General features: G+C 74.9%; 12 protein-coding genes. 6 read left to right on the forward strand and 6 right to left on the reverse strand.

What is annotated here, in order from left to right; translation table 11 throughout:
* The first annotated feature begins 34 nt into the window (after positions 1 to 34).
* Positions 35 to 550 carry an amino-acid N-acetyltransferase gene (locus OKX07_RS03145; protein ID WP_265630413.1) on the forward strand — a complete coding sequence of 172 codons (516 nt, stop codon included), beginning with the start codon at positions 35 to 37 and terminating at the stop codon, positions 548 to 550.
* 85 nt (positions 551 to 635) lie between these two features.
* Here OKX07_RS03145 and OKX07_RS03150 read toward each other — a convergent pair whose 3' ends face one another.
* Complete coding sequence (locus tag OKX07_RS03150) at positions 636 to 1,526, reverse strand: A/G-specific adenine glycosylase (RefSeq protein ID WP_265631786.1); 891 nt, start codon at positions 1,524 to 1,526, stop codon at positions 636 to 638.
* An 848-nt stretch (positions 1,527 to 2,374) separates the two neighbouring features.
* Here OKX07_RS03150 and OKX07_RS03155 point away from each other — a divergent pair.
* Entirely contained in the window at positions 2,375 to 3,001 is a 627-nt protein-coding gene (locus OKX07_RS03155) for a hypothetical protein (protein WP_265630414.1), read from the forward strand.
* A gap of 51 nt (positions 3,002 to 3,052) precedes the next feature.
* Here the strand turns inward: OKX07_RS03155 and disA are convergent, their stop codons facing one another.
* Positions 3,053 to 4,129: a DNA integrity scanning diadenylate cyclase DisA gene (gene disA / locus OKX07_RS03160; protein WP_265630415.1), complete on the reverse strand. Its 1,077-nt coding sequence runs from the start codon at positions 4,127 to 4,129 to the stop codon at positions 3,053 to 3,055.
* 44 nt (positions 4,130 to 4,173) lie between these two features.
* Positions 4,174 to 5,598, reverse strand: coding sequence for a DNA repair protein RadA (gene radA, locus OKX07_RS03165; protein WP_265630416.1), 1,425 nt, complete (start codon positions 5,596 to 5,598; stop codon positions 4,174 to 4,176).
* A gap of 144 nt (positions 5,599 to 5,742) precedes the next feature.
* Here radA and OKX07_RS03170 point away from each other — a divergent pair, with 144 nt between their 5' ends.
* A complete protein-coding gene (locus tag OKX07_RS03170; RefSeq protein ID WP_265630417.1) occupies positions 5,743 to 6,582 on the forward strand; it encodes a hypothetical protein in 840 nt (279 codons plus the stop codon).
* A gap of 3 nt (positions 6,583 to 6,585) precedes the next feature.
* Here the strand turns inward: OKX07_RS03170 and OKX07_RS03175 are convergent, their stop codons facing one another.
* The 3 genes from OKX07_RS03175 to OKX07_RS03185 form a co-directional block, all read right to left on the reverse strand.
* Entirely contained in the window at positions 6,586 to 6,987 is a 402-nt protein-coding gene (locus OKX07_RS03175) for a VOC family protein (protein WP_265630418.1), read from the reverse strand.
* A gap of 100 nt (positions 6,988 to 7,087) precedes the next feature.
* Entirely contained in the window at positions 7,088 to 7,840 is a 753-nt protein-coding gene (locus tag OKX07_RS03180; RefSeq protein ID WP_322746820.1) for a response regulator transcription factor, read from the reverse strand.
* 91 nt (positions 7,841 to 7,931) lie between these two features.
* Positions 7,932 to 8,582 carry a TetR/AcrR family transcriptional regulator gene (locus OKX07_RS03185; protein ID WP_265630419.1) on the reverse strand — a complete coding sequence of 217 codons (651 nt, stop codon included), beginning with the start codon at positions 8,580 to 8,582 and terminating at the stop codon, positions 7,932 to 7,934.
* 107 nt (positions 8,583 to 8,689) lie between these two features.
* Here OKX07_RS03185 and OKX07_RS03190 point away from each other — a divergent pair, with 107 nt between their 5' ends.
* From OKX07_RS03190 to topA, 3 genes are all read left to right on the forward strand, one after another.
* On the forward strand, positions 8,690 to 9,397 hold the full coding sequence (locus OKX07_RS03190) for a DUF998 domain-containing protein (protein WP_265630420.1): 708 nt from the start codon (positions 8,690 to 8,692) through the stop codon (positions 9,395 to 9,397).
* Between the two features lie 76 nt (positions 9,398 to 9,473).
* The gene (locus OKX07_RS03195; protein ID WP_265630421.1) at positions 9,474 to 10,436 is read left to right on the forward strand and encodes a phosphatase PAP2 family protein; all 963 of its coding nucleotides are present in this window, start codon (positions 9,474 to 9,476) and stop codon (positions 10,434 to 10,436) included.
* 110 nt (positions 10,437 to 10,546) lie between these two features.
* A complete protein-coding gene (topA, locus tag OKX07_RS03200; protein ID WP_265630422.1) occupies positions 10,547 to 13,291 on the forward strand; it encodes a type I DNA topoisomerase in 2,745 nt (914 codons plus the stop codon).
* Positions 13,292 to 13,453 lie beyond the last annotated feature (162 nt).

Below are 13,453 nucleotides of genomic sequence, written 5' to 3' on the forward strand. Positions count from 1 at the left end.
GGCCGAGCGGCGTGGCCGTGCGTAGGTTGAGCCCGTGAGCACCCCCGCACCCGTCGACGTCGCACCGGCTCTCCCCGCGGACGTCCGCGCCATCCGCCGCCTCGTGGAGCCCTACGCGCAGGAGCGCATCCTGCTCGCCAAGGAGTGGGTCGGGTACTACGAGGCCGTGCAGGAGTTCCTCGTCGCGCGCCCGGCGGACGGCGCCGACGTCGTCGGGTGCGGGGCGCTGCACGTCATGTGGGAGGACCTGGCCGAGATCCGCACGCTCGCGGTCGACCCGGCCTACCGCGGGCGCGCCGTCGGGCACGCGCTCGTCGACGGCCTGATCGAGCGGGCCCGGGGCCTGGGGCTGCGACGCGTGTTCTGCCTGACGTTCGAGGTCGACTTCTTCGCCCGGCACGGCTTCCGCGAGATCGAGGGCACCCCGGTGCCCACGGACGTCTACGCCGAGCTGCTGCGGTCCCACGACGACGGTGTCGCCGAGTTCCTCGACCTCGCCCGCGTCAAGCCGAACACCCTGGGCAACACCCGCATGCTCCTCGACCTCTGACCCCACCCTGCGTCGAGTGCGGGGGTCGTTTCCCCCGCACTCGAGCGGTAACCCCCGCACTCGTGGGAGTGGGGTGGGCGTGGGGTCAGTGGGGGAGGCGGTACGTCGCGGCCGACGGGTCCGGGTCGTCGCCCGGAGGGGCGTCGCGCACGACGAGGCCGTCGGTGACCAGCGCATCCACGCACCGCGCCAGCTGGGCCGGGTCTGGCCAGACCACCGCGACCGCGTCGTGGGGGACCGGGCCGAGCGCTCCTCGCAGCAGGGCCATGACCCGGCCGCGGGCCTGTCGGTCCGTCCCCGCCCACGCCTGGGTCCTGCGCCGGTGCGCGTGCAGGTCGGGCGGCCGGCCGGCGGCGAGCCAGCGGCAGCGGTCGGCGACGGGGCACGCCTCGCACCGGGGTGCGCGCGCCGTGCAGACCAGCGCGCCCAGCTCCATCGACGCCGCCGACCACCGTGCCGCCGCCGCGTCGTCGTCGGGTACCCACGTGCCCGCGAGCTGCATCTCGGCGACGGTCTGGGTCGGCGCAGGCAACGCCTCGCCCGCCGCGAGCCGCGCCAGCACCCGTCGGACGTTGGTGTCGAGCACCACCGACCGTCGCCCGAACGCGAACGCCCGCACCGCCGCCGCCGTGTACGCGCCCACGCCCGGCAGCGCGAGGAGCGCGTCCTCGTCGTCGGGCAGCACCCCGCCGTGCCGCTCGACGACCACCCGTGCGCACTCCTGCAGACGCAGCGCCCGCCGCGGGTAGCCGAGCCGGTCCCACGCGCGCAGCACGTCCGCCGTCGGTGCGGCCGCCAGGTCGGCGGGCGTCGGCCACCGGTCCAGCCACGCGCGCCAGGCCGGTACGACGCGCACGACGGGCGTCTGCTGCAGCATCACCTCGCTGACGAGCACCCCCCACGGCGTCCGGTCCGCCGCCCGCCACGGCAGGTCGCGCGCGTGCTCGTCGAACCACGCGACGACGTCCGCGCGCACCCCCGCGATGTCCGCCGAGACGTCCTCCGCTGCGTCCACCGCGACGTCCTCCGGTGCGTCCACAGCGACGTCCTCCGCGATGTCCGCAGCGACGCGGTGTGTCGCAGTCGCGGGGGTCGGCGACGCGGGGCGGGGCGCGGGGTCGACGAGCACGCCCCATCGTCCCGCACGCAACGCAGCGGGGCTGGTCGGCCCTCTCGTCAGGGTGGGAACGTCTCGCCTGCGTCGGGAGACGTCGATCCGGCCCCGCGACGCTGGGGTAGGGGCTGGATCACCCTCTCCCGGGAAAGGGGTGGGGTCGGTGTGGGTCGCGCGCTCACCAGGGGGCTCCTCGTCCTGTCGCGAGAGAGCGAACCAGTTCCGGGTGCTGGGGGCTGGGTGGGGCTGGATTGCCCGCTGACGGGGGAAGGGGTGCCTCACCCTGTTGCGAGAGGGCCATCCAGCCCTTGGTGAGGGCCGTGGTCGAACTGGATTGCTCTCTCGCGGGGGGAGGGGGTGCCACACCCTGTCGCTAGGGCGATCCAGCCCTTGGTGATGGCCGTGGTCGAACTGGATTGCTCTCTCGCGGGGGGTGGGGAGTGCCTCACCCTGTCGCGAGGGCGATCCAGCCCTTGGTGATGGCCGTGGTCGAACTGGATTGCTCTCTCGCGGGGGGTGGGGGGTGCCACACCCTGTCGTGAGAGAGCAATCCAGTTCCGGGTGCTGGGGACTGGGTGGGGCTGGATTGCTCTCTCGCGGGGTTGGGGTTTGGGGTGGGTGTGGCGCGTCGGACGGGGCGACGGCAGGGTCGGGCTCGTACCGTGGGCAGCGACCCGCGGCGCCCGCGGACGCCCCGGACGGAGGTCCCGATGAACGACCGGCAGCGCCCTCCTGGCCCCGACCCCCGGTCGGCCGTGCCACCCCGGCCGCCCGCGCGGGTCTTCTGGATCCGACGGGTCGTGGTGCTCGGGCTGCCGCTGCTGCTCGTCGTCGCGCTCGTCGTCTGGCTGACGGGCCGCGGCGGCGACGCCGACCCCGTCGCCGGTCCGCAGGCCACCGCACCGGTGCCCGCACCTCCGCCCGAGGACGAGGACGACGCAGGGGTGGCCGACTGCGTGCCTGCCGAGCTCGCGCTCGCGGTCGCACCCGGCGCCGAGGCGTTCCCGGCGGGCGTGGAACCCACGTTCCAGGTGTCGGTGACCAACGCCGGTACCGAGCCGTGCCTCGTCGACACCGGTGACGGACAGCGCGAGGTCCTCGTGACGTCGGGCGACGACCGGGTCTGGTCGAGCCGCGACTGCGCGCCCGTCGAGGCGGACGCGCGGACGCTGCTGCTGGCAGGTGGCCAGAGCGACGTCACGCAGATGGCCTGGCCGCGCGTGCGGTCCGCCGAGGGATGCCCCGGTGAGCTGCCGTCGCCGGGCGCCGGGACCTACGCGGTGACCATGTCCGTGGGTGGTGCGACGTCAGCGGCCGCGGTGTTCGGCCTGGGGTGAGGCGGGGAAGCAGCGCGCGTCAGACGTCACGCACGTCAGGCGTCACGCATGTCAGACGTAACGCTCCAGGATGCTCGACTCGGCCAGACGCGACAGCCCCTCGCGCACGGAGCGGGCCCGCTGCTCGCCGACACCCTCGACGGTCATGAGGTCGTCGATCGTGGCGGCCAGCAGCTTCTGCAGGCCGCCGAAGTGTCCGACGAGGCGGTCGACGACGGGCCCGGGCAGGCGGGGCACCTTCGACAGCAGCCGGTACCCACGCGGGCCGACGGCGGCGTCGAGCGCCTCGCCGCCGCCCGGCAGGCCGAGCACGCGCGCGATGTGCGCGATGTCGAGCAGCTCGGTCGAGTCGAGCTCGGACAGCGCGTCGGGCACGGTCTCGACCGCCCGACGCGTCGTGTCGACGTAGTCGCGGATGACGAGCTCGCGCTCGGTGCCGACGCCGCCGACGAGCTCGTCGAGCTGCAGGGTCAGCAGGCGGCCGTCGGTGCCGAGCTCCACGACGTAGCCGGAGATCTCGTCGGAGATGCGGCGCACCATCTCGAGCCGCTGCACGACCGCCGACACGTCGCGGACCGTCACGAGGTCCTCGATCTCGAGCGCGGACAGCGTGCCGCTGACCTCGTCGAGCCGGGCCTTGTACCGCTCGAGGGTGGCGAGGGCCTGGTTGGCGCGCGACAGGATCGTCGTCGAGTCCTCCAGGACGTACCGCTGCGCACCGACGTACAGCGCGACGATCCGCATCGACGCGGACACGGAGATGACGGGCAGCCCGGTCTGCTTGGCGACGCGCTCGGCGGTGCGGTGCCGGGTGCCGGACTCCGAGGTCTGGATCGAGGGGTCGGGCAGCAGCTGCACGGCCGCGCGGACGATGCGGTCGCGCACCGGGTCGATGACCACGGCGCCGTCCATCTTCGCCAGCTCACGCAGGCGGGTGGCGGAGAACTCGACGTCGAGCACGAAGCCGCCGGAGCACAACGACTCGACCGTCGCGTCCATGCCGAGCACGATGAGCGCACCCGTCCGGCCGCGCAGGATCCGCTCGAGGCCGTCGCGCAGCTCGGAGCCGGGCGCGACCGCGGCGAGCGTCGACCTCAGCAGGTCGTCCTGGGGGTGCTGGTGCGGCACGGTCGAATCGTATCGGTGGCGTGACGTGTTGTCCGAGCCAGTTCTCACCCCGTCTCACCGGACGGGGCCAGACCCGCCAGGACGGCCGCCGCCAGGTCCGCCGCCTCGACCACCCGCAGCCCGTCCGGGACGGTCACCTCGGCGAGCGTCCCGGCGGGGACCACCGCGCGCGTGCAGCCCAGCCGGGCGGCCTCGGCCAGGCGTCGCCCCACGCCCGAGACCGAGCGGATCTCACCGGCGAGACCCACCTCGCCGATGGCGACGAGCCCCGCGTGCACGGGGACGTTCTCGCGGCCGCTCACGGCGGCGAGCGCGAGCGCGAGGTCCGCCGCGGGCTCGACGACGCGGGCGCCGCCGACCGTCGAGACGTACACGTCCTGGTCGGCCAGGCGTGCGCCGAGACGGCGCTGCAGCACGGCCAGGACCATCGCGAGCCGGCTGCCGTCGACGCCGCTGGTGGTGCGGCGCGGGTTGGGCACGACGCTCGGCGCGACGAGGGCCTGGACCTCCGCCGCGAGAGGCCGGCGCCCTTCCAGCGTGACGGTCAGGCACGTCCCCGGCACGTCGCTGACCAGGCGCGACGTGAACAGCCCGGACGGGTCGGCCAGCCCGACGATGCCGTGCTCGGACAGGTCGAAGCAGCCCACCTCGTCGGTAGGGCCGTACCGGTTCTTGGTGGCACGCAGCAGCCGCAGCCGGGAGTGGCGCTCGCCCTCGAACTGGCACACGACGTCGACCAGGTGCTCGAGTGTCCGCGGACCCGCGACCGACCCGTCCTTGGTGACGTGCCCCACCAGCACGACGGGCAGCGCGCGCGACTTCGCGGCCGTGATGAGTGCCGCCGTGACCTCCCGCACCTGCGAGATCCCGCCGGGGGACCCCTCGACCTGCGCGGACGTGAATGTCTGCACGGAGTCGAGCACGAGCAGGTCGGGGTCGACGCTCTCGATGTGGCCGAGCACGGTGCCGAGGTCCGTCTCGGCGGCCAGCAGCAGCGTGGGGGCCAGCGCGTTGATGCGGCCCGCGCGCAGGCGCACCTGCGCGGCCGACTCCTCGCCGGTGACGTACAGCACACGCCTGCCGGTGCGCGCGGCGCGCGCGGCGACGTCGAGCAGCAGCGTCGACTTGCCCACGCCCGGCTCGCCCGCGAGCAGCACCACGGCGCCCGGGACGAGCCCGCCGCCGAGCACGCGGTCGAGCTCGTCGACGCCCGTCGCCCGGGCGGCCGCCGCGTCGACGTCGATCTCCTCGATCGGGCGCGCGGGGTTGCGGGTCGGTGCGACCGCGACGGTCCGCGGCCCGCCGGACCCCGGCCCCGCGTCCTCGACCACCGAGCCCCACTCCTGGCACTCGCCGCAGCGACCGACCCACTTGGTCGCGGTCCAGCCGCACTCGGTGCAGCGGAACCCCGGGCGCTCGGGGGAGCGCTCACCCCCGGCACGGGCACGGCGCGTCGTCGTCTGGCTCACGTCGCGCACCGTACGCGGGACCACCGACAGCGCCGGGACGCCGCGGGCTCGCCGGTGCGGCGTCGCGACACCGACGGCTCGGCGATCGGTAGGCTGCGCGTGCCCCGGCGCTCAGCCGGCGCGCGACACGAGGGGAATCGGCGCATGAGCCACACGGGACGACCCGGGGAGCCCGAGCAGCGCCCGGGTGCCACGGGACCGACGCACCGACCTGCCGCGACGCCGCAGGGTGCGCCCGCGCCCGCCGCCGGCGGCTGGGCGTCGGAGCCCACGGACCCGACCCTCGACCCGGCCGGCCCGACCCTCGACCCGGTCGGCGACGCCGCACCGGCGTCCGGCCGCCCGGCGTGGCTGGTGCCGGTCGCGATCGGCGTGGCGGTGCTCGTGGTGATCGGCATCGTCCTGGGGATCGTGCTCACGCGCGACGGCGGCGGTGACGCGCAGGGCGCGACCCCCGCCGCGTCGACGGTCGTGGCGCCGCCCCCGACGCCCGCGGTCGAGCCTGCGGCACGGACGGCCACCACCGCGTTCGCGGCGGCGCTGCCGACCACGGTCCTGCAGTACGCGCTCGAGTCGTCGCAGGACGACGCCGAGTGGCTGGGGGCCGGTGCGCTCGAGGCGTACACGGAGACGTTCACGGACGGCGACGGTGCGACGCTGACGGTGCGCGCGGCGCAGCTGGAGACCCCGCAGGACGCGACGGCGCTGCTGCAGCAGCTCACCGCGGCGCTGCCCGTCGCGGCACCGGCCGCGGACCCGTCGGCCTCGGCGGCCACGGACGCTGCCGCCGACGCCACCGAGACGCCCGCGGACCTGCCGCAGACCGGTGAGGTCCTGGTCGCAGGGACGGCGGTCGGCACGTTCACGGTCGTCGACGCCGGCGACGGCACCGGTGTCGCGGTGTGGCAGAACGCGACAGCCGTGTTCCGGATCACCGCCCCCCTGGCCGACATCTTCGACGCCTACCAGGCCTACGGCTTGTGACGTTCAGCGGCGCAGGAGTGCGACGACGTTGCCCGCGGGGTCGGTGAACCAGGCGATGTCGGGGCCCTGGTCGCCGCCGCGCGCGATCCCGTCGTCGTCCGCCGGGATGCCCTCGTAGCGCTCGAACGTCACGCCCCGCCGCGTCAGCCACGCGACGACGCCCTCGAGGTCGTCCACCGCGAGGTTGAGGACGGTGAACGAGGCCGGCCGGTGCGCGTCGCCCTTGGGGTAGACGAACACGTCCGTCGCGGGCGTGCCCCCCTCGCCGCCCGGGCGGCCCGGGCGCAGCCACAGGCCCATGGGCGTGCGCTCGACGTCGAGGCCGAGCACGTCGGCGTAGAACCGTTCTGCCGTGTCGACGTCGTCGACCGAGAAGCTGCTGAAGGCGTGCGCGTCGTCGAGCATGATGCTGTCCTCCTGTGTCCGGCGCGGGCGACCGGGAGGCTGCCCCGCAGGTACGGACCCGCCGCCGCGACGCCGATGGGTCACCCGGACGGGCGACGCCTCAGTGCGCCGGGCGCAGCACGTACCCGACGCCGCGCAGCGTGTGCAGCACCGGGGCGCGGCCCTTGTCGATCTTGCGCCGCAGGTACGACACGTACAGCTCGACGACGTTCGCCTGCCCACCGAAGTCGTACTGCCACACCCGGTCGAGGATCTGCGCCTTGCTGAGCACGCGGCGCGGGTTGCGCATGAAGTACCGCAGCAGCTCGAACTCCGTGGCGGTGAGCCGGACCGCGTCGTCGCCGCGCCACACCTCGTGGCTGTCCTCGTCCATCCGCAGGTCGCCGACGACGAGCACGGGGCTGTCGCGCTGCGAGACCGCACCGGCGCGGCGCAGCAGCCCGCGCAGCCGCGCGACGACCTCCTCCAGCCCGAACGGCTTGGTCACGTAGTCGTCGCCGCCGGCGGACAGGCCCGCGACCCGGTCCTCGACCGCGTCCCGCTCGGACAGGAACAGCACGGGCACGTCGGGGCGGGACTCGCGGATGCGGCGCAGCACGTCGGGGCCGGGCAGGTCGGGCAGCCCGACGTCCAGCAGGACGACGTCGGGCTCCAGGGTCCGCGCCCGCGCGACGGCGTCGCCGCCGGTCAGCGCGTGCTCCACCTGCCACCCCTCGTACCGCAGCGCCGTGCACAGCAGCGCACCGAGCGCGGCCTCGTCGTCGACGACGAGCGCGCGCACCGGGGTGCCGTCGGGGCGCGTCAGCATCTCGGGCCGACGCGTCGGGTGCGGGGCGGGTGCGGTCGTGGTCATGCGACGAGGGTGGCCGCACCCGCTGGGGTGCGGCTGGGGCGTTCCTGTGAGTTCGCTGAGCGAGCGCGCGCACCGGCGACGGTCGCTCCGGTCAGACGACGTCGCCCACGGGGCGCGGGGCGTCGGCGCCGGCGAGCGTCGCCGCGAGGATCGCCTCGATCGCGAACGTCGTCGCCTCCGGCAGGTCGACGGCGTCCGCGTCGAGCAGCCACTGCACCTGCAGGCCGTCCATCACCCCGATGACCGCGGCGGCCGCGCGGACCGCCGCGTCCCGCGTCACGTGCGGACCCATGGCCTGCACCGCGTCCGCGATCTCCTCGCGCAGCACCGCGAACCGCCGCGTCACCCAGTCCCGGGCGGGGTGGCCCTGGGTGACCGACTCACCGACCAGCACCGTGTACCCCTGGATGATGCCGGGGCGCCCCTCGTTGGCGCGCACCGTGCGGACCAGGTGCCGGAAGAGCTCGCGCCCGCCGGGGATGTGCTGTCCCTCCAGGTCGCGCACACCGTCGTCGTCGCGCTGCTGCAGCACCGCGACGAGCAGCTGCTCCTTGGACCCGAAGTGGTGCAGGACCCCCGCGTGGGTGATGCCGACCTGCTCCGCGACGTCGACGAGCGAGCCGGTCCGGTACCCCTTGGCCGCGAACGTCCGCGACGCGGCGCGCACGATCTCCTCGCGTCGCGCCTGCGTGCCCGCACGTGGCCGCGTCACCTTGCCCGTCGTCGTCGCCGGCTCAACCATGGCCGAACTCTAGGCCGCGGGGAGGTGACGGGCCGATGATTCGGTGACGCGCCGCGGGTCGTCCCACAGGACGCGGCACGCGGCCACCGACCGACGAGGAGACCCGCATGAGCGCCACCGACCCCGGGGCCCGCGCCCCCCGGCCCGGCCCCCGGTCGCGTCCCGTCGACGTGGGTGCGGCCGTGACCCGCTCGCTCCTCGGCTGGGGCGTGGTCGCCGGGCCGTTCTACCTGGCCGTCGGGCTGACGCTGGCGCTCACCCGCGAGGGGTTCGACCTGGCCCGCCACCCGCTGAGCGCGCTCATGCTCGGACCCGGCGGCTGGATGCAGCGCACCACCCTGGTGCTCACCGGGTTGATGGTCGTCGCGGCCGGGATCGGGTTCCGGCGCGTGGCCCGGGCGGGCGTGCCCGCGCGCGGCGGCACGGCCGTCGTCGTCGCCGGCTGTGCAGCCGTGGTCGGGGGGATCGCGGTGCCCGACGCCGTCGCGGGTTTCCCGCCCGGGTCGGCGGGCGGGAGCGTCTCGGTGAGCGGGCTCGTGCACCTCGCGGCCGGCGGGGTGCAGCTCGTCGCGCTCTCGGTCGCCGCGCTCGCGCTGGGTGCGGCCGTCCGGCGGGCCGGGCGCCGGGCCGGGGGCCGGTGGTCCCGCGTCGCGGCTGTCGTCGTGCTCGTCGGGTTCGTCGGCGGGGCGGCGCTGTCGTCGGGGCCCGTCGGGATCCTCCTGCTGTGGTGCGCGGTCGTGGTGGCGTACGCGTGGCTCGCCGTCTCGTCCGTGCGCCTCTACCGGGAGTCCCCTCACCCTGAGGGCACGCGCTGACGCAGGGCCGCCCGCGGCCCCGGCCCTGACCCCGCTCCCGGCGCCGGGAGCCCGCCGGGTGCCCTACCGTGTGACGGTGCGCAAGGGCCTCTCCGTCCCGGTCGTCCCGGGCCCGTCCGCGCAGCGTCGGCCGCGAGCGCGTCGATGGGTCGTCCCCGCCTGCGGGTTCGTCGCCGTCCTGTGCGTCGTGGGCGTGTGGCTGCTGTGGCGCGTCTTCGTCGACACGTGGGCCGGGCAGCGCGTCGAGGACGCCGCCCTCGACGGCGCGGCCATCGGCCAGGGGGCGCTGTGGCAGGTCGCCGAGCCCGTGCTCGACGTCGTGTCCGTCGGGTTCGTGGCGGGTGGGCTGCTGGGTGCCGCGGCCGTCGCCGTGGCCCGCCGCCGGTGGAGCCTCGCGCTGCAGGTCGCGGTCCTCGTGGGCGGGGCCAACCTGACCACGCGCCTCGTCAAGAACGAGGTGCTGACCCGTCCCGTCCTGGGGGTGGGCGCCGACTACGGCAACACCCTGCCGAGCGGTCACACGACGGCTGCCGGGTCGGTGGCCGCCGCGGTGCTGCTGGCCGCGCCGCCGCGCGCGCGTCCCCTCGTCGCGGTGCTGGGCGCGGCGTACACGGCGCTGACGGGTGTCTCGACGCTCGTCGGGCAGTGGCACCGTCCGTCGGACGTGGTCGCCGGGACGCTCGTCGTGGTGCTCTGGACGGCGATCGTGTGCGGCGCCATGGCGGCGCGGCCCGGCGCCGCGGCCACCGCGACGGCGAGCCTGCGACGCGTCGGCGGCCCCGACCCGTGGTGGTTGCGGACCCGGCGCACGGCGTCGGCACTGGTCGTGCTGGGCGTCGTCACGGGGGGCGCGGCCCTCCTGCTGCTGGCGCGCACGTGGGCGTTCCGTGCGGGACCGGTGAGCCGCGCCGACGAGCTCCTGGCCTACGGTGGGGGTGTCGCTGGCGTCGTCTGCGCGTGCTGCCTGACCTTCGCGGTCATGCTCCTGCTGCGTCACGCGGCGGGTTCGCGGGACGAGACGGCGTCCCCGTCGGCTTGACCTGAGCACGTAGAGTCCCCTCGCAGGTGGGGTGCAGGCGTCGTGGCACGCCCACGGTGTGCCACGAGTTCGTCGTCACCCCGCCGCCAACGGCACGGAAGGCCGGTCAGATGTCTGCAGGTCGCAAGCTCGTCATCGTGGAGTCCCCCGCGAAGGCGCGCACGATCGCCGGGTACCTCGGCGAGGGGTACGACGTGGAGGCATCCGTCGGGCACATCCGCGACCTGCCGCAGCCCTCCGAGCTGCCCGCGGACATGAAGAAGGGCCCGTTCGGCAAGTTCGCGGTCGACGTCGACAACGGGTTCACGCCGTACTACGTCGTCGACGCGGACAAGAAGAAGAAGGTCGCCGAGCTGAAGAAGCTCCTCAAGGAGGCCGACGAGCTCTACCTCGCCACCGATGAGGACCGCGAGGGCGAGGCCATCGCCTGGCACCTGCTGGCCGAGCTGAAGCCGAAGATCCCCGTCAAGCGCATGGTGTTCCACGAGATCACGCGCGAGGCGATCACCCGGGCGCTGGAGAACACGCGCGAGCTCGACGAGCGGCTCGTCGACGCGCAGGACACGCGCCGGATCCTCGACCGGCTGTACGGGTACGAGGTCAGCCCCGTGCTGTGGCGCAAGATCGGTCAGGGCCTGTCGGCGGGTCGCGTCCAGTCCGTGGCGACGCGCCTGGTCGTCGAGCGTGAGCGCGAGCGCATGGCGTTCGTCGCGGCCGACTACTGGGACGTCACCGGCACGTTCGCGGTGGCCGACGCCACCGAGCCGACGTTCTCGGCGCGCCTGACGGGCGTCGGGGGCGCGCGCGTCGCGACGGGCCGCGACTTCGACGACCGCGGGACGCTGAAGACGCGCGACGCCGTGACGCTCGACGAGGCGCGGGCGAACGCCCTGGTCACCGGGCTCGACGGGGCCGCGTTCACGGTGCAGTCGCTCGAGACCAAGCCGTACACCCGTCGGCCCGCCGCGCCGTTCACGACGTCGACCCTGCAGCAAGAGGCGTCGCGCAAGCTGCGCATGAGCTCGCGGCAGGCGATGCGCACGGCGCAGTCGCTGTACGAGAACGGCTACATCACCTACATGCGGACCGACTCGCCCGCGCTGTCGACGCAGGCGATCGACGCCGCGCGCCGGCAGGTCGCCGAGCTGTACGGCTCCGAGTACGTGCCCGACAAGCCGCGCGTGTACACGTCGAAGGCCAAGGGCGCGCAGGAGGCCCACGAGGCCATCCGCCCCGCGGGTGACCACTTCCGCACCCCGGCGCAGGTCGCGCGTGAGCTGTCGGGCGACCAGTTCAAGCTGTACGAGCTGATCTGGAAGCGCACGGTCGCCTCCCAGATGGCCGACGCGCGCGGGCAGACCGCGTCCGTGCGGCTCGCGGCGACCGCGCAGGTCGCAGACGGGCCCGTCGAGACCGTGTTCTCCGCGTCCGGCACCGTCATCACGTTCCGCGGCTTCCTCGCCGCGTACGAGGAGGGCCGCGACCGCGGGCGGTACGACGAGACCGAGACCGAGGGCGGCGCCGGCGCCGCGTCGGCCGCGTCCGACGACGCCCGGCTGCCGCAGATGGCCCAGGGCGACCCGGTCACCGGATCCGACCTGACCGCCGACGGCCACCGCACGTCCCCGCCGCCGCGGTTCACGGAGGCGTCGCTGGTCAAGGCGCTCGAGGAGCGCGGCATCGGCCGCCCCTCGACGTACGCCGCGACGATCGGCGTCATCCAGGACCGCGGGTACGTCACCAACCGCGGGCAGGCGCTGGTGCCGACGTGGCTCGCGTTCGCGGTCACCCGGCTGCTGGAGGAGAACTTCGACCGGCTCGTCGACTACGGGTTCACGGCCGGCATGGAGGAGGGCCTCGACGCCATCGCCGCAGGTCAGAAGGGTCGCGTCGAGTGGTTGACGGAGTTCTACTTCGGTGACCGCTCGGACTCCGTGGAGACCGGCGGGCTGCGCGGGCTCGTCGACAACCTCGGTGAGATCGACGCGCGCGAGGTCAACTCCATCCCCATCGGCGACGGCATCACGCTGCGCGTCGGGCGGTACGGGCCGTACCTCGAGGCGCCCGGCGAGGGCCCCGACGACGACCCGCGCCGCTCGTCCGTCCCCGAGGACCTGGCCCCCGACGAGCTGACGGTCGCCAAGGCCCGCGAGCTCCTCGAGACCATGCCCGACGGCGACAAGGTGCTGGGGAACGACCCCGTGACGGGGACGCAGATCGTGGCGCGCAACGGCCGGTACGGCCCGTACGTCACCGAGGTGCTGCCCGAGCCCGAGCTGGACGAGGGGCTGTCCGCCGCCGCGCGCAAGAAGGCCCTCGCGGCCGCGCCGAAGCCCCGGACGGGGTCGCTGTTCAAGTCCATGACGCTGGCGACGGTGACGCTGGACGACGCGCTGCGGCTGCTGTCGCTGCCCCGCGTCGTGGGCGTCGACCCGGAGTCGGGTGCGGAGATCACCGCGCAGAACGGCCGCTACGGCCCGTACCTGAAGAAGGGCACGGACTCGCGGACCATCGCGTCGGAGGAGCAGCTCCTCGAGATCACGCTCGAGGAGGCGCTGGCGATCTACGCGCAGCCCAAGCGCGGGCGTGGCCAGAGCGCGACGCCACCGCTGCGCGAGCTCGGCGACGACCCGACGAGCGGCAAGCCGATCGTCGTCAAGGAGGGTCGCTTCGGTGCGTACGTCACCGACGGCGAGACCAACCGCACCCTGCCCCGCGACGTGACCCCCGAGTCGATCACCCCGGAGCAGGCCGTCGAGCTGCTGGCGGAGAAGCGCGCGGCGGGTCCCGCCAAGAAGCGCCCGACGGCCCGCAAGCCGGCGACGCCCCGCAAGAAGTCCCCGGCCAAGGGCTGACGCGGCGCGACCCTGGGTCCACGAGACCGGCCCTGGGTCGCTCATCGCTGTCGATGAGCGATCCAGGGCCGGTCTCGCGAGCCGACCACAGGCCCCGGGGGTGGGCAGCCGGTCCACCGTGACGCGGCGGGCCCGTCGATCGAGGTGGCCCGCGTGGTCGGG

This window comes from Cellulomonas sp. S1-8, from assembly GCF_026184235.1.
In the GTDB taxonomy this organism is placed as follows: Bacteria; Actinomycetota; Actinomycetes; order Actinomycetales; family Cellulomonadaceae; genus Cellulomonas.